Annotated in this window: 14 protein-coding genes and 1 pseudogene; 7 read left to right on the top strand and 8 right to left on the bottom strand. The window is 65.1% G+C overall.

Going from position 1 to position 20,409, the window contains the following annotated elements; all coding sequences use genetic code 11:
• Positions 1-64: 64 nt before the first annotated feature.
• Positions 65-1,501, bottom strand: a complete 1,437-nt coding sequence (locus RM2_RS15135; protein ID WP_072690394.1) for an amino acid permease — start codon at positions 1,499-1,501, stop codon at positions 65-67.
• A 332-nt stretch (positions 1,502-1,833) separates the two neighbouring features.
• Here RM2_RS15135 and RM2_RS15140 point away from each other — a divergent pair, with 332 nt between their 5' ends.
• The 4 genes from RM2_RS15140 to RM2_RS15155 all read left to right on the top strand — a co-directional run bounded on the left by RM2_RS15140 (position 1,834) and on the right by RM2_RS15155 (position 7,323).
• A complete protein-coding gene (locus RM2_RS15140; protein ID WP_072690395.1) occupies positions 1,834-2,580 on the top strand; it encodes a glycoside hydrolase family 25 protein in 747 nt (248 codons plus the stop codon).
• Positions 2,581-2,806: 226 nt separating this feature from the next.
• Complete coding sequence (locus tag RM2_RS15145) at positions 2,807-4,405, top strand: PucR family transcriptional regulator (protein ID WP_084721822.1); 1,599 nt, start codon at positions 2,807-2,809, stop codon at positions 4,403-4,405.
• A 167-nt stretch (positions 4,406-4,572) separates the two neighbouring features.
• Entirely contained in the window at positions 4,573-5,472 is a 900-nt protein-coding gene (locus RM2_RS15150; RefSeq protein ID WP_072690396.1) for a MurR/RpiR family transcriptional regulator, read from the top strand.
• Between the two features lie 429 nt (positions 5,473-5,901).
• Entirely contained in the window at positions 5,902-7,323 is a 1,422-nt protein-coding gene (locus tag RM2_RS15155; RefSeq protein WP_072690397.1) for an amidase, read from the top strand.
• 193 nt (positions 7,324-7,516) lie between these two features.
• On the opposite strand, the gene RM2_RS15160 is transcribed toward RM2_RS15155, so the two are convergent.
• The 5 genes from RM2_RS15160 to RM2_RS15180 all read right to left on the bottom strand — a co-directional run bounded on the left by RM2_RS15160 (position 7,517) and on the right by RM2_RS15180 (position 14,296).
• Positions 7,517-9,019 carry a sodium:solute symporter gene (locus RM2_RS15160; RefSeq protein WP_072690398.1) on the bottom strand — a complete coding sequence of 501 codons (1,503 nt, stop codon included), beginning with the start codon at positions 9,017-9,019 and terminating at the stop codon, positions 7,517-7,519.
• 39 nt (positions 9,020-9,058) lie between these two features.
• A complete protein-coding gene (locus tag RM2_RS15165; protein WP_072690399.1) occupies positions 9,059-10,246 on the bottom strand; it encodes an anhydro-N-acetylmuramic acid kinase in 1,188 nt (395 codons plus the stop codon).
• Positions 10,243-11,178, bottom strand: coding sequence for an N-acetylmuramic acid 6-phosphate etherase (gene murQ / locus RM2_RS15170; protein ID WP_072690400.1), 936 nt, complete (start codon positions 11,176-11,178; stop codon positions 10,243-10,245). The genes RM2_RS15165 and murQ overlap by 4 nt, the downstream gene beginning before the upstream one ends.
• Positions 11,175-12,128 (bottom strand): N-acetylglucosamine kinase, encoded by a 954-nt coding sequence (locus RM2_RS15175; RefSeq protein ID WP_084721815.1) that lies wholly within the window; start codon positions 12,126-12,128, stop codon positions 11,175-11,177. Before RM2_RS15175 ends, murQ begins: the two co-directional genes overlap by 4 nt.
• A gap of 83 nt (positions 12,129-12,211) precedes the next feature.
• A complete protein-coding gene (locus tag RM2_RS15180; protein ID WP_072690401.1) occupies positions 12,212-14,296 on the bottom strand; it encodes a PhoX family protein in 2,085 nt (694 codons plus the stop codon).
• Between the two features lie 334 nt (positions 14,297-14,630).
• On the opposite strand from RM2_RS15180, the gene RM2_RS25285 reads away from it, so the two are divergent.
• The 3 genes and pseudogenes from RM2_RS25285 to RM2_RS15195 all read left to right on the top strand — a co-directional run bounded on the left by RM2_RS25285 (position 14,631) and on the right by RM2_RS15195 (position 16,782).
• The gene (locus RM2_RS25285) at positions 14,631-15,044 is read left to right on the top strand and encodes a Rossmann-fold NAD(P)-binding domain-containing protein (RefSeq protein WP_245813970.1); all 414 of its coding nucleotides are present in this window, start codon (positions 14,631-14,633) and stop codon (positions 15,042-15,044) included.
• A gap of 32 nt (positions 15,045-15,076) precedes the next feature.
• Positions 15,077-15,588, top strand: a pseudogene (locus RM2_RS25290) (NAD(P)-dependent oxidoreductase).
• A 171-nt stretch (positions 15,589-15,759) separates the two neighbouring features.
• Positions 15,760-16,782: a PHP domain-containing protein gene (locus RM2_RS15195; RefSeq protein WP_072690403.1), complete on the top strand. Its 1,023-nt coding sequence runs from the start codon at positions 15,760-15,762 to the stop codon at positions 16,780-16,782.
• 39 nt (positions 16,783-16,821) lie between these two features.
• Here RM2_RS15195 and RM2_RS15200 read toward each other — a convergent pair whose 3' ends face one another.
• Together RM2_RS15200 and RM2_RS15205 are read right to left on the bottom strand one after the other, a co-directional pair.
• On the bottom strand, positions 16,822-19,173 hold the full coding sequence (locus RM2_RS15200; RefSeq protein ID WP_072690404.1) for an MMPL family transporter: 2,352 nt from the start codon (positions 19,171-19,173) through the stop codon (positions 16,822-16,824).
• Positions 19,174-19,347: 174 nt separating this feature from the next.
• On the bottom strand, positions 19,348-20,307 hold the full coding sequence (locus RM2_RS15205; protein WP_072690405.1) for a M23 family metallopeptidase: 960 nt from the start codon (positions 20,305-20,307) through the stop codon (positions 19,348-19,350).
• Between the last annotated feature and the right edge of the window lie 102 nt (positions 20,308-20,409).

Consider the following 20,409-nt stretch of genomic DNA (forward strand, 5'->3'; position numbering starts at 1 on the left):
CGGGCAAGTCGTATGGACCAGCTCACCAGCGTTCGCCTGCTGCGTTCGCGCACCACGGTTGGGCTCAGGAGTTGATGCTCTCGCGGGCGAGCCCCGACCCGCCCGGTCCCGCCTCGTCGGCTGGCGTGGAATGAGACCCTGAGGGTCGGATCTTCTTCCGGATCAGGTAAATGATCGACAAGGCCACCCACACGGCGATGCCCTGAAACAACTCGACCCGGTTGCCCTCTCGGAATCCCATGCTCACCAGGACGGTGACGATGGACGCGGTGACCAGCAGAGGCAGGCCCGGGTACAGCCACATCCGGAACGTCAGCATGCCCGGGTTCTCTTTCTCCCAACGCCGCCGCAGACGCAGTTCGGAAATGCAGATCATGAAGTACACGAACATGAAGACCGCACCGGATGCGTTGATCAGGAACAGGAACACCGTGTCCGGGAACAGTGCCGCTAGAACAACGCAGCCGTAGCCGACCACCGTGCACGACAGGATGCCCTTGACTGGCACACCGCGTCGGTTCGTCTCGGTCATCCAGACCGGCGCATCGCCGCGTCCGCCCATGACGAACAGCAGTCGGGATGAGGTGTAGAGGCCGGAGTTGAGCACCGAGAGCACCGCCACCAGGATGACGAGGTTAAGCAGGTCCGCCCCGCCCGGAATGCCGATCCGATCCATCGCGGCGACGAATGGGGATTCGCCCGGAACCACCGAGTTCCACGGCACGATCACGGCAATCAGGAACGTCGAGACGACGAAGAAGGCGAGGATGCGGAAGACGACCGAATTTACCGCCCTGCGGATCGCCTTTGCCGGCTCCGCGGATTCGGCGGCGGCGATGGTCACGACCTCCACTCCGGTCATCGAGAAGATGACCACGACCACGCCGGTGAACAATGTTGCCAGCCCGGTCGGCAGTAGCCCGCCGTGTGCGGTGAGGTTGGTGAAGTCCATCGTGGCCCCGGGCCAGAGTCCGAAGACGAACAGCGACGCCACCACGATGAAGGCGATGATCGCGACAATCTTGATGCCCGCGAACCAGTACTCGGCTTCACCGAAGGTACCGACCGAGAGCATGTTGATCGCGGTCATGATGAGCATCAGCGCGAGTGCGATCACCCAGACCGGTATCGACGGAATCCAGTTGTTGATTATCTGGCCGCCGACGACGGCTTCGAAGCCGACGATGATGACCCAGAAATACCAGTAGAGCCACCCAGTCGAGAACCCCGCCCAGTTACCCCACGCCATCCGGGCGTAGTCGGTGAACGATCCGGAGCACGGTTTGGCCGCAGCCATCTCCCCGAGCATTCGCATCACCAGCAGCACGATCAGTCCGGTGATGCCATAGGTGACGAACGACAGTGGTCCTGCCTGGTTGATGATCGCGCTCGACCCAACGAAGAGTCCGGCACCGATCACTCCGCCGAGGGAGAGCATGGTCAGGTGCCGCTGCTTGAGGCCGGGTTTGAGTTGATGAGACCCGTTCGGGACCGTACCCATGGCATTCCCCTTCATCAGGTGCCCGCGTCGGTCGGCTGTTGCGGGGCAGGATCAGACTTGTGATGGGAATCACCATGCTCGCGCGGGCGGCTGACCACTATTCGACATCGCGACAATGCCAAGGGTAGGCCTTCATACATATTGATGAATGGCCGAGCGATGGCCTGCATCTGCGTGAGTGCGCACAAATCGTCGCCTTGACCGGCGCGTTACGACCACAACTGCGCACTCACCGCGCGAACCAGGCTGGTGTGGCCGCGCTGCAGAGGTCAATTCTTCTCTACCTCGCGCGTCGACCCTTGTGCACCGGTCGCAGACGATACGCTCGGCTGATGTCTATCGAGGTGAAGGTCCGCAGATTCTTCAGGATCGTGCCACTACTGCTCTTGGCGACGGTCCTGGCGGCGGCGCCCGGCATCGCATCCGCCGCCCCCGTCCAAGGCCCCGACGTGGCGTCGTGGCAGCACCCGGGAGGCTCGGCGATCAACTGGTTCGCCGTCCGAAACTCAGGCCACGACTTCGCGATGGTCAAGGCCACCGAAGGTCTCGACTATATCAACCCGTATTTCGTCCAGGACAGCCTCGCGATGCGGGTGGCCGGAATTTCGCGCGGCGCTTATCACTACGCCGACCCGACGCTGTCGCCGGAGTTGCAGGCCGCGTTCTTTTCCACGATGGTGCTGGGGATCAACGGGCCAGGCGACATGCCACCCGTCCTCGACCTGGAGGTTTCGAACGGTCTGTCGCCTGCCGCGCTGATCAATTGGACACACCGGTACTTGAACACAGTTCGGACCCTCACTGGACGCCAGCCGATCATCTACACGTATCCGCACTTCTGGCAAACAGCGATGGCCAACACCAACGAGTTCACCGATTACCCCCTGTGGATCGCCGATTACAACGGTCAGAACGCGCCGGGACCGCTGCCGGGCGGCTGGAACAATTGGACGTTCTGGCAGTACACGAGCACTGGGCGCATTCCTGGTGTGAACGGCAACGTCGACCTCAACGTCTACAGTGGCGCGCAGGGCGATTTCGCCCGCTACTCCAACAGTGCGTCACCGTTCGGGAGTTAGTTCATCCTGCACAATCGGCAGGGCCCGATGTCATCGGCGTTTGACCGCATAGGTATGGACACCTAAGGTCACTCGCACGCAACGACGCGGGAACATTCGGGTCAGATGAGTGGGGTGGACGGTGACGGCGGCAAGCATCGGTCGATTCACTGCCGCATGTCGGTCGTTGACCGCCACCGAGGCGGAGTTGAGCCTCGACTTTCCGCTGGCAGGGTTTGCCGACATCATGACCTCCGGCCTGTTGCTCTCACCGGAAGTGGTCGCAGGCGATATCGAAGCCGCGCGTGACGTGTCGACCGTTGCTGTGATGGCCGTACCCGATATCGGCCCATGGTTGCGCCCTGGGCAGTTGCTGATCACCTCGACGTCCGTCCTGAGCAGGCTTGTCGAGCCGATCGATGCGTTTCTCGCGCGCCTCGACAGCCGCGCAGTGGCCGGGCTTGCGGTGCGACTCGACGTCGCCGCGCCCACACTGCCGGCCGGAATGATCGACGCGGCCACCCAACTCGGGTTCCCCGTCGTCGTGGTCGACGAGCTATTCCCTTCTGGGCACTCGTTCGCCGGCGATCTCGAGGAGTTGTGGGACCGACAAGTCGATGCGCTGTTCACGGCCGACCGTCTGCGGAAGATGCTCGTAGACCTCGTGATGGCGGGGGGTGGTCACGCCGAACTCGCCGCCTGGGTCGCCAGCGAGATGTCCGGCGCAGTGCTGATCACGACGCCCGACGGACGCCAACTCTGCCATGCTGGCGACGAATCCGAACTGCGACGCCTGGCTGCGAGTCCGGTGCTCGACTCGGCCGGGCGTGGGCGCACCGACTCGATCGACGGCGGTCTCGGTCTGCGCAGCCTGGACGGCGAGTACGTCGTGGTCTCGGCTATTTCTGCCAACGGGATCGATCACGGCCGGCTGGTTCTGTACAGCACGGAACGCACGCTGAGCAGCGACGATCTCTACCTCGTCGAGCAGGCGGCCACGGTGTGTGCCCTGGTCGTCGCACGGGAACTGGTCGTGTCGTCGGTGGAGGAGAAGCACCGGGCCAACTTCCTCCGTGACCTGCTGCGCGGCCGCGGCGGCGAGCAGGAGCACGTGGTCGCGCACGCGCAGACGTTCGGCTGGGACCTCGACCGTCCGGTGGTCGTCGTCGTGATCGAACCCGATCCGGTGGTCGAGGACACCTCGCCGCTGCCCACCCGGATGCCCTTGGTCGACAGGCAGGCACGGGCGTTCGCCGACGCCGTTGCCGCCCACGATCCCGGTGCCGCCGTCGCCGGCCTCGCAACGGAGACCGTAATCCTCATGGGGTCCGGCACGAGAACCATGAACCTCGTCCGCGAACTTGTCGACTACGTGCGAGGCGACGGCGGTGGCGGGCGGCGCTCGTTCGGGGTCGGCGTCTCTCGCGCAACGACGACGGTCGACGGTATTTCCGCGATGTACAACCAGGCCAAGACGGCGCTGAAGGTGGGGCGGCAGCTCTCCGGCGTCCGGGCGGTGACGCACTTCGACGAGTTGGGCGTCTGCCGGTTGCTCAGCCTGGTCGAGGACGACAGCGAACTCGAGTCGTTCGCCCGGGAGACCCTGCGCAACCTCACCGAGGACACAGTCGAGGCGAAGGACATGCGGCGCACCCTCGAAGTGCTCCTCGCCACCAACATCAATATCGCAGAAACAGCGCGTCAACTGCACTTTCACTACAACACGCTGCGATACCGGGTGACGAAACTCGAGAAGATGCTCGGGCCGTTCACCGAGAACCCCGGGTTGCGACTCGATCTCTCCCTCGCGCTCAAGATTATTGCGATGCGCGGCGTCAATTCCTAAAGCCGCCAATTTCTGCGATTAGGCACCCGCAGAGTACTTCCACGCCCGGCTCCTTGTCCGCGGCGAGCAACACGATCCTGGTAGACGATGTAGGGTGCAGCACACGATGACGTCAAGAACCATCCTCGAAGCTATGCGAGAAGAAAAATGCCTTCACGGGAGAAGTTTTGAGTGACTTGCGTGCTCATCCCGCCGACTACTCCCCCGACCCCGATGCGCTCGTTGCACGGGTGCGGGTACTTCTCCCCTCCCTCCCGCCGGCCTCGGCGCGGGTCGCGCAGCTGATCCTCGACGACCCCGTGCGCGTGTCGCGGTCCACACTGCAGGACCTGGTGCAGGTGGTGGGAACGAGTGAGGCGACGATTATCCGCACCGCGCGGACATTGGGTTTCCGCGGTTATCCGGACATGCGGTTCGCGCTGGCCACCGCAGCGGGGCAGCGACGCCAAGAGCATCAGATCACCGGAGACATCACGGTCACCGACTCGGTACGTGATGTGATCGACAAGATCGCCGGCGCCGAGCAACGCGCACTGCGCGAAACCGCAGCCCATCTCGACGCAGAAGCGCTGGGCCGCATCGCCGACACCATAGTGGCCGCACGCAAGATCGTGCTCTACGGCGCAGGCGCATCCTCGTTGATCGCCGCCGATCTCCAACAGAAGCTGATGCGCATCGGCCTGATCAGCCATGCTCCCACCGATAATCATCTCGCTGTCACCGAGGCTGTCCTGCTGACACCACATGACGTGGCGATCGCCATCTCGCATTCCGGGGAGACCAGCGAAACCCTCGCCTTCCTGCGCCAAGCACACAAGACCGGCGCGAGCACCGTCGCCTTGACCAGCGTCGACAGTTCCACCCTCACCACCTACGCAGACCGCGTCGTGTATGCGGCCGGACGCGACGACATCTTCCGCCCCGCCGCCCTGTCCAGCCGGATCAGCCACCTCATGGCGGTCGACTGCCTCTTCGTCGCCGTCGCCCAAAGAACCTATGACAGCACCACGCGTGCCGTCGCCGCGACCCACGACGCCCTCAGCGCCAGCAGGGCGCGAAAGCATTGACCCGACAACAGGATCGAGGATCGGGCCGTCTGATCTGAACGCGGTTGACGAGCGTGGCAGACTCCGTACGGTCGCCTCGGGGTCTGAGCCGCCAATCCTCCTCATGGCCGGCCAAGGCGTCAGCTCGCTCGACGTCTCGGTTCGCGCGAAGGTCATGAACCGCCACGCAGATCTGGTCGAGGAGTACGGCCCCACGCTTGTCTTCGTCTCGCACGGCCTCGGCGTCAGCGGGCGCCAGTTCGACACGGTCGCCGTAGTCTCCGAGGGCGTATCGTCGAGGCCGGACCGATCAAGGAGGTGCTCGCAGACGTGCATAGCCCGGACACGCCGAGAACCGTATCTGTTACTCATGCGATCAGAACTCGGTCAATGGAAATTGGGCAGTGAGCGAGTCACGAATCTTCCGAACACATCACAGGAGCATCTGGAATGGACGTGTCTACTGCGGCGGAAATCGCCGCTATTCCCGCACTCGAACTTCCTGCACTGTATCGAAGGCGACAACTCTCGCCTGTTGATGTCACGCAAGCGGTTCTCGATCGAGCCGAAGAGGTGCAACAAGACCTCAATTGTTTCTACGAAATCGACCACAAGGGGGCCTCGAGATCTGCCAAAGACAGCGAAACGCGTTGGCTCGCAAATGAAGAAATCGGACTCCTCGACGGTGTACCGGCCACTGTCAAAGAGAATATCGCTGTTGCCGGATTCCGTAGGCCTTCCGGCAGTGCGGCCTACGCCGACGCCCCACGCGAGTCATCGGACGGTCCCGCCACAGCGAGGCTGAGGGAGGCGGGCGCTCCGATCATCGGACTGTCCGTCATGCCGGATCTGGGCATGCTGTCCTCCGGGGTGTCATCCCTCCACGGTGTCACTCGAAGTCCGTGGAATCCTGAGTGGACCGTGGGCGGCTCGAGTGGCGGCGCGGGTGCCGCCGCGGCCGCGGGAGTAGGACCACTCCACTTGGGTTCCGACATCGCTGGGTCGGTTCGACTGCCGGCTACGTGGCTCGGACTCTTCTCGCTCAAACCGACCTTCGGACGTGTGCCGGTCGACCCCCCCTACATGGGGCGGGTGGTAGGGCCGCTCACCCGAACCGTTGCCGATGCGATTCTTGTTCTTTCGGAGATATCGCGTCCGGATGTGCGCGACTGCAGCAGCTTGACGATCGACCCGGTTGACTGGCATTCCCTGCTGAGACCGTTGCCCGAAAGCATGATTCGAGGGATGAAAGTAGCCTTCCACCTCGATGCCGGGGCTGGAATCCCAACCGATCCCGAAGTCGAAGCCCTGGTAGGCGACGCCGTGGCGCATTTCGAGGCAGCTGGTGCCGCCGTCACCGAAATCACCCCGCCCATGACGCCCGACTACCTCGACGGCTTGGACATGTTCCTGCGTGCACGTTCGCTGGCGAGCATAGTTGCGCTGGATGACGACCATCAGGCGAAGTTGCTACCGTTCGTTCGGGAATGGGCCCGCGGTGCCGAGCACACGAGTGCAGTGGAAGCGGTGCGGAACTTGCAGACGATCTGGTCTCTACGCCATGACACGATTATGCGCACGTCGCCGTATGATCTTGTACTGTCCCCGGTTTCGGCGGTCGCCGCATTCCCTGCCGAGTGGCCGATGCCGACAAATACCCCGGAGACGGCTCTCCATCACGTCGCATATGCCGTGCCGTACAACATCTCCGAGCAGCCTGCCGCGTCGATCAATTGCGGTTTCACCACAGACGGAAGACCGGTCGGACTGCAAATTGCCGGGCGACGATTCGCCGACGCACAAGTGTTGAAGGCGGCGCGCTGGTATGAACTGACGCGTCCCGAATCGGCGATACCAGTGTGGCCACGCTGACGTGGGATCGGTGAGACTGCTGGTGCGGAGTGCAGCAACCCATACGAGCCGCCCATATCGCCGAGTCGTGGCCGGCGTTACGCGCCTGCGACCTCATGACAGCTCCTGGCAGAGCACCTCCCGGCTGATCACACGGAAGACGCCGATGGGAACGAGAAGGCGACCGGTCTCTGCCCATGAGTGCGTCATGGCGCTATGTCGTCCCCGGCGAAGACTCGGTGTTGTCGGTGTTCACGTCGGCCCGGGGTGAGTCGGTGGGATGCCGCCGGGACAGCACGCATCCGAGCCCGAGGGTGATCACGACTCCGATAGCCGTGTACCAGGTGAAGCCGACGAGGGTCTGATGGAACAGGAACAGATAGGACATCGTGACGACGGCGGCCCCGAAGGCGACGATGGCGTCGAGTTGACGAGCCTTTCGGACCCACAGTCCCAGGAAGAATGCGCCGAGCAGACCGCCGTATGTCAGGCCAGCGACGGACAGGCCGAGTTCGACTACCGGATTGTCGGTTCCGGTGAACAGGGCGGCGGCGCCGATGAACACCAATCCCCAGCCCAAGGTGAAGATGCGGCCCAGGCGCAGCCCTTCGGTGTCGGAGAGCGTGCGGTCGGTGAACTTTTCGTATAGGTCGGCCATCGTCGAGGACGACAGCGCCGACAGCGATGAAGACAGCGTGCTCATTGCAGAGGCCATGATCCCGGCAAGTAGCAGTCCCGAGATTCCGGCGGGCAGCCCCTCGACGATGAAGGTCGGGAAGATCTCGTCGCCGGCGGGCAGCCCCAACTGTTCGGGTGTGCGGCCCTGGTAGTAACTCCACAGACCCAGCCCCACGGTCAGGAACAGTGCGAACTGGAGGAAGACCACGACGGCGCTGCCGATGACCGCCCGCTGTGCATCGCGCAGCGTCCGGCAGGCAGGCAACCGTTGCACGATGATCTGATCGACGCCATGTGAGGCAGTCGAGAGCAGGGCGCCGCCGATGACCGCGGTGACGAACGAGTACGGCGCGGAGATCGGGTTGGAGGTGAAGTCGAGTATTTGAGTCTTGCCTGCGTCGGCGGCGGCCGTGAGGAAGTTGACGTCGGTGTTGGGGCTGATGAACACCAACGCTATGGCGCCGCCGACCACGTAGAGCGCCATCTGCAGGACATCGACCCAGACCACCGCCCGGATTCCCCCTATGAAGGTGTAGCCGATCGTGACCAGTCCGAGGATTGCGATGATCGACAAGAAGGACAGCTGCACCCCGTAGGCGTCGAGGATGACCTTCATCGGGATGGCCGCCGCGAACAATCGGACCCCGTCGGCGAGCAATCGGGTGAACAGGAACGCGACCGAGGCGGTGCTTTGCATCCCGCGCCCGAAGCGAAGCCCGAGATAGGCGTACGCCGTTGTCATCTCGCCCCGGTAATAGCGCGGCAGAAGGACGAATGCCACCACGATTCGGCCGATGAGATATCCCAAGGTCACCTGGATGAAGGTGATGTTGCCCAGGTAGGCGACGGTGGGCACGCTGATCACGGTCAGTGCGCTGGTTTCGGTGGCCACGATCGACAAGCACACCGCCCACCACGGAAGGTCGCGGTTGCCGAGGAAGAATCCCCGGAGGTTCTTCTGTTTCCCGGACAGTTTGAGGCCGAGCCAGGCCGAGCCGGCCATATAGGCCACGATGACGACCAGGTCGAGGGGCTGCATGGGGGCTCCAAACTCGGGACGAGGCGCGCGGCGCCGCCGTCAGGCGGGAGGGTGGACGATGCGCAACGTGTGGGGAGGATCGGCGATGGGAGTGGGTAGGCGCAGCCGGGCGGCGCCCGGCGTGATCCGGCCGGCCACCGTGGACCGCCCGGCACCGGTGCAGGCCGGTATCGAGCCGGGCAATCCGTGCCAGCTGAGAAAGCCCACGAGCGCGAAGAGGTAGGCCTCCTTGGCATCCGGGTCGAGACCGAGCTCGGCGATGGTGGTGAGCCGGGTCGGAGCGAGGTTGTCGCCGAGGCGGCGCATGAGCGTCGGATTGCGGGTTCCGCCACCGGAAGCGAACACGTCACGCACCGCGTAGGGGGCGAGGGCGACGGCGACGGTCCGGGCGGTGGCCTCGACCAGGGTCGCCAGCAGGTCTTCCGGCGCGAGATTGTGGCTCCCGGTGCGGTCAATCACCTCGGCGAGGTACCCGGCGTGGAAATCTTCCTTCCCGGTGGACTTGGGTGGGAGTCGCCGGTAGTGGGGATGATCGAGCAGGGCCCGGAGCAGGTGCGGATGCACCTGCCCGCGGGCCGCGATCGCCCCGTCGTGGTCGACGTGGTCATGGCCGCCGGTGAGGCTTCGGACGGCGGCGTCGAGGAGCGCGTTCGCCGGGCCGGTATCGAAAGCCACCGGGTCGCGGTCGGCGCCGACCACGGTGACGTTCGCGATCCCGCCCAGGTTCAGGGCCGCCGATCGTTGTCCGCCGCCGCCGCCGAGGAGGAGTGTGTCGAGAAGACTGGCCAGGGGTGCGCCGTGGCCACCGGCGGCGACGTCGTTGACCCGCAGGTCCGAGATGACGGGAAGCCCCGTCGCCTCGGCAATCCAGGCGGGCTGGCCCAATTGCAGGGTGCCGCAGACTGTCCCGTCGGTGATCCAGTGGAACAGTGTCTGTCCGTGCGAAACAACCAACTCGGCCCGGCCGCGAACCAGGTCGTGTGCGGCGGCGGAGGCTGCCGCCGCGAACTCCTGCCCCACCCCGGTATCGATGCGGCACACCGTCTCGAGGGTCGCAGCGGCGGGTGGGAGTGCACCGAGGATCAGCCCACGGAGCTCCGCGGAGTAGGGGACCTCCTGGTGTCCGAGCGGGATCATCCGAATCTCGCCGCCGTTCATCGACAGGTCCGCGGCAGCCACATCGATGGCGTCGACCGACGTCCCCGAGGAGACGGAGAGAACAATCATGTCGGCGTTCCCCGTGCAACGGGACCGTCGTGTACCGCAGCGCGGACCCGACCGGCGCAGGCGGCCAACCGGTTTCGGGCTTCTGGTACGTCAATCCTTGTCAGCAGGGCGACGATCGCCGTCTTGACCTGGCCGTCGGCTGCCGCGAGGGTCTGGGCGGCCTCCTCCAACGGAACGCCGGTGGCCTCCATGACAATCCGCTGTGCGCGGGACCGGAGTTTGTCGTTGGTGGTGAGGACGTCGACCATCAGGTTGCCGTAGGTCTTGCCCAGCCGGACCATGCTGGCGGTCGTAAGGGTGTTGAGGACGAGTTTCTGCGCCGTTCCGGCCTTCATTCGGGTCGATCCGGCGACGATCTCGGGGCCGGTGCACACCTCGATTGCCACGTCGACGAGGGAGCTGAGCCGGCTGTCGGCGTTGTTGCTGATGCCGATGGTGGCGGCGCCGGACTCGCGTGCGGCGTTCGCGGCGCCGAGCACGTAGGGGGTGCGGCCCGAGGCGGTGATGGCGACGAGCACGTCGGCGGGGCCGATCCCAATGGCCGCCACAGCCTTGGCAGCGGCGTCGGGGTCGTCCTCGGCGCCCTCACGGGACGCTGTGATCGCGTCGGTGCCTCCGGCGATGAGCGCCGTCACCTGGTCGGGGTCGGTGCCGAAGGTGGGCACACACTCCACCGCGTCCAGGATGCCGAGCCGGCCAGGGGTTCCGGCGCCCGCGTACACCAGCCGGCCACCGCGTTCGAGCCGTCCGACGACAACGTCAACCGCGGCGGCGATGGAGTCGCCGGCCGAGGCAACCGCCGCCGGGACGCCCGCATCGTCATCGGCGATCGCGGCGACCAGATCGCGGGCCGACCAGGTATCGAGATCGGACAGCTCGGGGCGGGAGCGCTCGGTGGCGAGCTGTGCCAGCTCGGCGTCGAGGTCGGTCATGTGCGGGCTCCTTCGTATCGGCGGATCAGGGTTTCGTGGGGCAGGTCGTCGCGGGTGGCCATCAGCAGGCCGCCGTCGCGGGCATCGCCGGCTCTCGGAACCAGACGACTACCCGGTAGTAACCGGGCCGCTTCGGTGGCGAACGGCCCGGTAAGGAGATCCCCGGCATCGAAGAGTCCGCCGCTGGTGCTGATTTCGAGCGTCTGGACGTCGGGCATCGCCCGCATCGCCGCAGCAATCGCGGTACGGGCCAGTTCGGCGCCCGACTCTGCGCACACGGTCGATGACCACTCGTCCCCGTCCCGGGCCGCACCGACGACGTCGCGTGCGAACGCGGCGACAATACGGGGCGGGTTGCTCGCGCCGTGTACGAGTTGAGGCAAACGATCGAGGTCGCCGTATCGGCGCTCCGCCAGTGCCCGCAGGACTTCGGAGCCCCCGCGACCGTCGTGGGCTCGTAACGCCGACCTCAAACCCCGACGGCCGATGGCGAATCCACTTCCGTTGTCGCCCAGCAGATATCCCCAGCCATCGACGACTGCGGTCATCCCGGTCGCGGCGACGGCCAACGCGACCGAACCCGTCCCCGCCGCAACCACCACCCCGGGGCGCCCGGCAAGGGAACCGGCATGCGAGGTGGTCATGTCGCTGGCCACCGCGACCCGGCACGTGTGGTGACGTTCGGCAAGCACGTTGACCAGTTCTGCGCCGGTATCATCGGCCCGCGCGTATCCCGCCACCCCGGCCGCGACGGCGTCCACCCGTCCGCCGTCTACGGCGTCGGCAGCGGACCGCATCGCGGCCAGCGCGGATTCGAGCCCACCGGGGTCGGCGAGCCCGCGGGCACCCGAAGTCTCGGCTTCGTCGACGCGAAGCCCGTCGACGAACAGGGCCGCTCGACAGCCCGACTTGCCGACGTCGAAAGCCAGCACCCGGGTCACGTTGTCCATGATCGCCAATGTAGGACGGGTCCCGGGTGCCGTCAATAACCTTCATAGCTACATACCTGGAAGAAAAAAACCTTCACTCTGGGTCAGGCGCCGATACGCCCGTTCGGCTTCCACACCGCCACTACGGCGGGACGCGGCTGATTTGTCCCGCCGTCGGGCCAGTGCGACGCCGGGCTGTCCGCGTCGGCGCCGTCTAGTTCGCCTGGGTGCTGGACACAGACGATGATTCGCTCCTCGCCGATGATCGGCCCGCAGGTCTCGGCACCCTTCGGCACGGAGAGGAACTGCTTGGTCTCACCGCGGTTCGGTCCGTCGAGAACGACGCTGAACAGGCCGTCGTTCGATTTCAACGCGTTGCCGTCCGTGGAGACCCATAGGTTGCCGTGCGGGTCGAAGGCCAGATTGTCCGGGCAGGAGATGGGGCTGACGCTGCTCTTGTCGAAGCCGCCGTAATAGGTGTCGGCAGCCTGCGGGTCGCCGCACACGAGCAGCAGGTTCCAGGTGAACGCGGTGCCGGCGTGGTCGTCGATGAGCTCGAGAACCTGGCCGTTCTTGTTGTTGTTGCGCGGGTTGGCCTCGTCCGCGGAAGCGGCGCCGTCGACGCCACGCTTGCTGTTGTTGGTCAGTGCTACGTACACCTTGCCGGTCTTCGGGTTCGGCTCGAAGTCCTCGGGGCGGTCCATCTTGGTGGCACCTACCTTGTCGCCGGCCTGTCGGGTGAACACGGCGACCTCTTCGGCGCTCATCCCGTCGACGAGTGATTCGCCCTTGCCGTCCTCGCCCGTGCGGAGCAGTGCGATCCACTCGCCGGTGCCGTCGAACGCGCCGTCGGACGGCAGGGTCCCCGAACCGTCGATCTCGTCCGGTGAGTTCCCGGCGAACTTCGCGACGTACAGGGTGCCGGCGTCGAGCAGTGTCATGTTGTGGCGCATCGACGCCTGGCTGTTGCCGCTCATCATCTTTCGGCTCGAGACGAACTTGTACATGTAGTCGAAGCGCTCGTCGTCGCCGCTGTACGCGACGACGGTACCGTCGTCGGTGACGTAGACCGTCGCGGCCTCGTGCTTGAACCGTCCCAGCGCGGTGTGCTTGACGGGTGCCGACGCCGCATCCCACGGGTTGACCTCGACGACGTAGCCGAAGCGGTTGACCTCGTTGGGTTCCTGCGCCAAATCGAATCGCTTGTCGAACCGCTCCCACCTACGTTCGGATGCAGCACCTTCCACGCCGTATCGCTTCAGCCGGGCGGCGGCGATGGGGTCGGTGATCATTTCGGCGTTTGCGAAGTATGGGTTGAAGTTCTCCTCCCCCGACAGCACCGTCCCCCACGGAGTGACACCACCCGAGCAGTTGTTGAACGTGCCGAGCACGGAGGTGCCGGCCGGGTCGGCAGACGTCTTGAGGAAGTCGCTGCCCGCGGCGGGACCGGTGATGAGAAACTCCGTTGTTCCCGTGATACGCCGGTTGTACGCGCCGAAGACCGGAATGAGCTTGCCCGAAGCGGATTCACCCTGCACCTCCACCACCGACAAACCGTGGGCGGCGAGTGCAGTCTGAAACTGTTCCAATGTCGGATTCTCTGCGTCGTACCCGGAGAACATGAACGGTTCGGAGGTGTACTCGTGGTTCACCACCAGGAGGAAGGTGTCGGGCTGCCCCTCGATCGGGAGAAGTCCGGCGAAGTCATTGTTGAATCCGAACTGTTGCGACTGCGCCTGCCCGGTCTGGTTGTCGAAGTCGAACACGGGAGCACCGGGCAGAACCGGGTCGCCCCAGCGGATTACCACTGCCTGTTCGTACCCGTCCGGGATGACGACGGCGTCCTGAGTGTTGGGAGCAACGACGTCGAAGTTGGTGCCGGTCGGTGCCGCTCCCCCCTTTCCGCCGGTCCCCCCTGGGTCGGTCGCCGATACGTTGCCGTTGGCGGAATCGTCCGAGCACGCGGCTAGAGCGCTTCCCGCGCCGACGGCGAGCACTGCTATTCCGGCGCCGCGCAGGACCCCGCGACGTGAGAGTGCTGTGCGGGCGATGTCGCGGAAGTACTCCCCTTGGGACGCGTTCGGGACTTCGTGTGAGCAGGCGTTACCGCATTTGTACTGGCAGGTGACTGAGGCGCGCGAAGACGCGCCTTCGTGGTTGACGAATAGTGCGAGGGGTTTCAAGCTCACATCGGCTCCTGATTCTGAAATGGACAATTCCGGCACTATAGAAGTCGTATGCAAGGGGAAGGGGGCATACAGGTGAACGGGTGGACAACGAGGCGACCCTAAGTGGCCCGATTCGGTAATTCGCCGGGGCATCCCAAATGCTCAGCTTCAGCTACACTGCGAATGCAGTCACCGGCCGCAACACGCAGGTGGCGCTGTACAATCCGCCGAGTCTGGAGTTCCTGGCGAAGGCGTCGGAGCACGCGCAGAGCGTGGGCTGGCCGTACCTGCCGAATCAGAGACCAGACCGTAAGGTCGGTCGCGCCCTGAACGCGGCGAGAGGACGGTCCGAAAGATGCGTATTCTGCTGCTGACGCGCGATGAGGAGGACGGTCTGACCCCCGCCTTGCGGGCTGCGGTGCCTGAGGACCAGGTGCTCTTGCCCGTGTCCCGGACCCGGGCGGAGCTGAGGGAACTGCTGCCGAGTGTGGACGTAGTAGTAGGGGCCTGGAACGACGAACTCACTTTGGGCGCAGGGGAAGCCGAGCTCACACCGCACCTTCGGCTCGTCCAGCAGCCGGGCGTCGGAACCAACTGGATCGACGTCGACGCCTGGGCGCGGGTCGGTGTCCCGGTGGCCAACACCCCGGGTGTCAATGCCGCATCGGTCGCCGAGTGGGCAGTGGTGGCTGCGGCGAGCGTGAGCCGCTCGATGGTGTGGGCCGACGTCAAGATGCGGGAGGGGGGCTGGCGCAGTGGGCGGTCCTGAACCGCGGCTCCCGCGATCTTGGAGATCGGCAAGTGGGGATCCTCGGTTTCGGCGACGTCGGCAGCCGGTGTGCCGCATTGTTCGAGGCCTTCGGGTGCGCCGTCGCGTACACCGAGCCCGGCCCGACGCCTCGGCGCGCTATCTGCCATTGGACGATTTGCTCGCTGAGTCCGACGTCCTTGTGGTCGCGGTGCCGCTGACCGCGCAGACGAGGGGAATGGTCGGCAGCCGTGAACTCGGTTTGCTGCCACCGGACTCCGTCGTCGTCAACGTCGCGCGGGGACCGGTCATCGACGAGACCGCCCTGACCGAGGCATTGCGCTCGGGCCGCGTCGGTGGTGCCGCGCTGGACGTGTTCGACAGCGAACCGCTCGCCCCCGACAGTCCGCTGCGCTCGCTGGACCGCGTCCTCCTGAGCCCACACGTCGCGGGCGGAAGCGACACCTCCAGGCGGCGGATCTGCGACATGACGGCTCGCAACGTCGCTCGCGTATCGAGTGGCCTCCCGCCGCTGTGGGTACTGACGGAAACTGTTTCCTCGTAGAAGAGTGGGCATCGCCTCGCGCCTGAGTCAGAGCTCGATCGACAAGTATCTCGAGATCAACGGTGTTCGCACAGGTTCGGCCGAGGTCGTTTCGGCCACCCGACGGGCACACCTACCCAGTTCAGGAAAGTGACCCCTAACGAGTGCACCGAAGGGGTGCACTATGGAGGGGTGGACCCTGTGGAAGCGCTACGAGAAATTGCGTTCTGGCTCGAGCGTGCGGGTGGCGAGTCGCACCGAATCGCGGCGTTCCGCCGTGCGGCCGACATCGTCACCGACCTCACCGACGAGCAGCAAGCGACTCTGACGAACAGTGACGGGCTGTCTCCGCCGGGCATCGGCTCCGAACCCGCCGCAATCATTCGCGAGTGCGCCGACGCCGTGCCGCGGTACCTGGTGTACCTGCGCGGCTCAGCCGAGCCGATCGGGCTCGGCGGAGCGGATCTGCTCGACGCCCTGCGGGGCGATCTGCACACCCATTCCGACTGGTCAGACGGCAGGTGCTCGATCAAGGAGATGATGCGTCGCGCGGAGTCGCTCGGTCACGAGTACTGCGCGCTGACCGACCACTCGCTTGGCGGCGCGATCTCGAATGGAGTCTCCTCGGAGCAACTGCTCGCTCAGCTGGGCGTGATCGCCGAACTGAACGCCGAACTTGCCCCGTTCCGTATCCTCACCGGCATGGAGGTCAACATCCTCGACGACGGTTCCCTCGATCAGGACGACGATCTGCTCGCCGACTTGGACATCGTTGTGGCGAGCATCCACACCCACCTCGACGACGACCGTGCGACCCTGACGAAACGGATGTTGCAGGCGGTCAAGTCCCCGCACGTCGACATCCTGGGACACTGCACAGGACGCCTCGTGGACGGGCCTCGGGGCAAGCGGCCCGAGTCCAAATTCGATGCTGAGCGGGTTTTCGACGCGTGCCGCGAGAACGGCACCGCGCTGGAGATCAACTCCTGTCCCCAGCGTCGGGACCCACCGGGACGATTAATCGAGCTCGCCTTGAGCACCGGTTGCATGTTCGCCATCGACACGGATGCGCACACCGCCGGCCACCTCGCCTGGCAGGGCCACGCCTGTGAGCGGGCAGCAGAGCGCGGGTTGGAACCGTCGAACGTCGTCAATACCCTGCCCGTCGAGGAGTTGCTGGAGTGGGCCGGCGCTTCGCGCGCCGTGCGGGGTTGACGAGCTCTGGGATTGTTGGCCAATTGCGCAGGCGTCCACTCACAGGGGCGGTCGCCCACTCGTAATCGGCTCCGGCTTTTTCAGTTTCACTGGACTTGTCTCGAGCAGCGCTTCGCCTTCGATGTCGATGTCGGGTAATAGCTTGTCGAGCCATTTGGGGAGCCACCAGGCCGCCTCGCCCATCAGCACCATCACCGACGGGATGATGAGCATGCGCACGATGAAGGCGTCGAACACCACTGCCGCGGCGAGTGCGAAGCCGATGGACTTGACCAGGGAGTCTGGTTGCGTCATGAATGACGCGAACACGGCGATCATGATGACGGCCGCGGCGACGACCACTCGGGACCCATGATGAAAGCCCTTGACCACGGCCTCTATCGGTGTCGCCCCGTGCACGTGGTACTCGCGCATTCGCGTGACGAGGAAGACCTGGTAGTCCATGGCCAGGCCGAACACCACACCGATCAGGAAGATGGGCAGGAAGCTCACGATCGGTTGCGGGTTGCCGACCAGACCCAGTGCACCTTCCTGGAACAGGGCGACGGTCACACCGAACGTGGCGGCGATGCTCAGCAGGAAGCCGAGGGCTGCTGTGAGCGGCACCAGGATCGACCGGAACACCAGCATCAGCAGAATGAACGCGAGACCCACCACGATCAGCAGGTAGGGCAGCAGGGACGCCATCAGCCGGGCCGACACGTCATCTTCGATCGCGGTCTGTCCGGTGACGCCCAACGTGATGCCGGTTGCCTCGGTGAGCGCGCCCTCGGAGTCGCGAATGGCGTTCACCAACTGCTGGGTGGCCGGCTCGCTGGGGCCGGACTCGGGAATCACCTGGATCATCGCGGTGTCACCGGTCTGGTTGATGTTCACCACCTGAACGTTTTGCACGTCGGGTTCGGACGCGATCTTCGCAACCACCGCGGCGAACGCGGCGGTGCGCTCGGTCGCAGCCACGTCGATGGCGTCGACCACCACGATCAGCGGCCCGTTCTGCCCGCCGCCGAAGCCCTCCGACACCAGGTTGTACGCCTCGCGTTGGGCTGACCCGGGTTCCGCGGTGCCGTCGCCTGGCAGGGCCAGGTCTAGTTTCAGTGCGGGCACAGCCAGCACTGCCAGCACGGCGACGCCGAGGATCAGCGCGACCACTGGGATCCGGGCCAAGAGCCGGGCGTACTTGACGGCCGGCGACTTCTCAGGAGGTCCGGGATCACCCCCCAGTCCCGGAATCCTCAGGGCGAAGACCTTGGTGCCGAAGATTCCGAGGATGGCCGGCAGCAGGGTAATCGCGATGATCACGGCCATCATGACTGCGAATGCGGCGGCCAGGCCCATTGCGGTAAGGAACGGGATGCGGACTACCGACAATGCGACCAGCGCGATGAACACGGTCATACCGGCGAACACCACTGCGGACCCGGCTGTACCCACGGCGCGTCCTGCCGCTTCCTCTCGGCTGTCGGTGAGGTCGAGTTCCTGCTTGTATCGCGAGACGATGAACAAGGCATAGTCGATGGCGACGGCGAGACCGATCATCATCGCGAGGATCGGAGTAACGGAACTCAGTTCCCAGATGCCGGTGGCTGCGGTGATGCCCAGGCTGCCCATGGCCACACCGATCAGCGCCGTGAGAATCGGTAACCCAGCCGCCACCAGCGAGCCGAACGTGAGGGCCAGTACCAGTGCAGCGACGGCGATGCCGATAAGTTCGGCGTGACTCTCGCCTGGGGGTGCCACTGCGGCGGTGCCGCCGGCGTAGACGGTGAGGCCGGCATCGCGTCCGACTTGCACGGCGTCTTCGATTGCTTCGCGGGTGGCGTCGGTGATGTCGGTGGCCGAGTCGACGTCGAATGTGACGGTTGTGTATGCGACGGAGTGAGCAGGGAAGCTATCTGTCGCTTCGATGTTCAACGGCAGTAGCGCGGAGAGGTTTTGCGGCGAAGGCACTTCCGGGTTTCGTTGATTCGCCGGTAGGGCGGCGTTGGCCTGAGCTACGGCCATCTGCGCCGCCGACGCCGTCACCGGGTTGGTGACTGTCGCTGCCACCGAGGCCGACAGTTGAGGAAGTGTCTTGATCTTGTCGATCACCGACTCCACCGCGGCGAGGTTCTCCGGGTCGTCGAGTGTCTGACCGTTCGGGGCCGCAAACACGAATCTGGCGGTGGGCGCGTCCAGTGCCATTCCGCGACCGGCGCCGGGGAATCGCTCATCCATCAGATCCATGGCTTTCTCTGCCGGGATGCCGGGGATGGAGAACGCGTCGGAGGTGGGTTTGGCCATGGTTGCTGCGGCAACCCCCATGACGATGAGGACCAGGAGTGCGCCGCCCGCGACGAACCATTTGCGGCGAAAGGAGAATCTGCCCAATCGATAGAGGAAGCCGGCCATGAGCACGTCCTGTCCCGAGTGGCGGATTCAGCAGGAATGTCCGAATTAGAGTAATTGCAGAAACAGGGAGGGGTGTGACTTCTGCTCGACTCGGCGTGGCACGAAAGATCTTTCGCGCGGCGACCGCACTTGAAGGTTGTGCCTCGGTAGGGTAGGCGACTCACGGAACGCGGGTCAGTCGATCCCGACGATCGACGCGCCGCGGTCGGACAACCACTTCAGCGGGTCGGTCTTGTAGCCGGCGGGTGTTTCGACCTCGAAGTGCAGGTGCGGTCCGGTCGAGTTTCCGCGGTTGCCGATGGTCGCGATCTTCTGACCGGTTTTGACCCTTTGCCCGACCTTGACAAGGTTGTCATTGTTGTGGCCGTAGGTGGTCACCGTGCCGTCGTCGTGGCGGATGCGCACCCACATTCCATACCCCTGGGCCGGTCCGGCGTTGATGACTTCCCCATCGGCGACCGCAACGATCGGTGCCCCCAATGTGTTCGCGATGTCGATACCGCCGTGGTTGCGCGCACCTCCGAACCGTGAGGTGATAGACCCTGCGGACGGTGCCACGAACTCGCGGGTGCCCGTCCCATTCCACGTGCTCGGGGTTTGTGTCTGTGTACCCGTCCCGGTGTCGGTCTCGTCGGGGGTGCCCGCCTCATCCGGGACCGTGGCGTCCGCCACTCCGTATGCAAGGGCGGCGATCAATCGGGGGCCGATGCTGGCGTCGATGCCAGTGACCTCGTTCCCGCAGGCGTTCAGAGCGCTGGTCGCGGCGGTATCGGCGAACACTGCCCATTTGAGCAGGCAACCCGCCAGCTTCTGGAGCACGGCAAAGGCGTCGCCGAGCGACCCGTTGGCCTCGGCGCTCTCCACGGTAGCGATTGTGATGTTGGCGACGGTCTGCCACACGCTGGGATCTACCACCACCACAGTCGGCTCGGCAGCGTCTGTGGTGAGGGTCAACATGTCCGCGACCGTCGTCGCGAGCGAAGTCGACGGCTGCGTGTGCGCGCCGGATGCGGTCGGCGGCGCGCCGGATGCGGGCTGAGGTCCGATGAGCAGAACGGCAGCCGCGGCTGAGGCGCCCACCACTGTCGCGGTCAGTCTTCTGGGGGCGCTGAACCTGCCCGGTGTTCCCCGCATCTCAGTCCCTTCCGACGCACAGGATTCGACGATTGACGGTCGGTCGACCGGGGAGTCGACGCGAGCAAGTCAAACCGACACACCGTAACTATAGTCAACTAT

Origin of the sequence: Rhodococcus marinonascens NBRC 14363, from assembly GCF_001894885.1 — a bacterium.
Classification (GTDB): Bacteria; Actinomycetota; Actinomycetes; order Mycobacteriales; family Mycobacteriaceae; genus Rhodococcus_F; species Rhodococcus_F marinonascens.

Excerpts from the sequence above, each read along its gene's own strand:
- RM2_RS15200 (WP_072690404.1), bottom strand. The coding sequence starts at position 19,173 with ATGGCCGGCTTCCTCTATCGATTGGGCAGATTCTCCTTTCGCCGCAAA.
- RM2_RS25285 (WP_245813970.1), top strand. The coding sequence starts at position 14,631 with ATGCGTATTCTGCTGCTGACGCGCGATGAGGAGGACGGTCTGACCCCC.
- RM2_RS15165 (WP_072690399.1), bottom strand. The coding sequence starts at position 10,246 with ATGATTGTTCTCTCCGTCTCCTCGGGGACGTCGGTCGACGCCATCGAT.
- RM2_RS15135 (WP_072690394.1), bottom strand. The coding sequence starts at position 1,501 with ATGGGTACGGTCCCGAACGGGTCTCATCAACTCAAACCCGGCCTCAAG.
- RM2_RS15145 (WP_084721822.1), top strand. The coding sequence starts at position 2,807 with ATGACCTCCGGCCTGTTGCTCTCACCGGAAGTGGTCGCAGGCGATATC.
- RM2_RS15160 (WP_072690398.1), bottom strand. The coding sequence starts at position 9,019 with ATGCAGCCCCTCGACCTGGTCGTCATCGTGGCCTATATGGCCGGCTCG.
- murQ (WP_072690400.1), bottom strand. The coding sequence starts at position 11,178 with ATGACCGACCTCGACGCCGAGCTGGCACAGCTCGCCACCGAGCGCTCC.
- RM2_RS15140 (WP_072690395.1), top strand. The coding sequence starts at position 1,834 with ATGTCTATCGAGGTGAAGGTCCGCAGATTCTTCAGGATCGTGCCACTA.
- RM2_RS15205 (WP_072690405.1), bottom strand. The coding sequence starts at position 20,307 with ATGCGGGGAACACCGGGCAGGTTCAGCGCCCCCAGAAGACTGACCGCG.
- RM2_RS15155 (WP_072690397.1), top strand. The coding sequence starts at position 5,902 with ATGGACGTGTCTACTGCGGCGGAAATCGCCGCTATTCCCGCACTCGAA.
- RM2_RS15175 (WP_084721815.1), bottom strand. The coding sequence starts at position 12,128 with ATGGACAACGTGACCCGGGTGCTGGCTTTCGACGTCGGCAAGTCGGGC.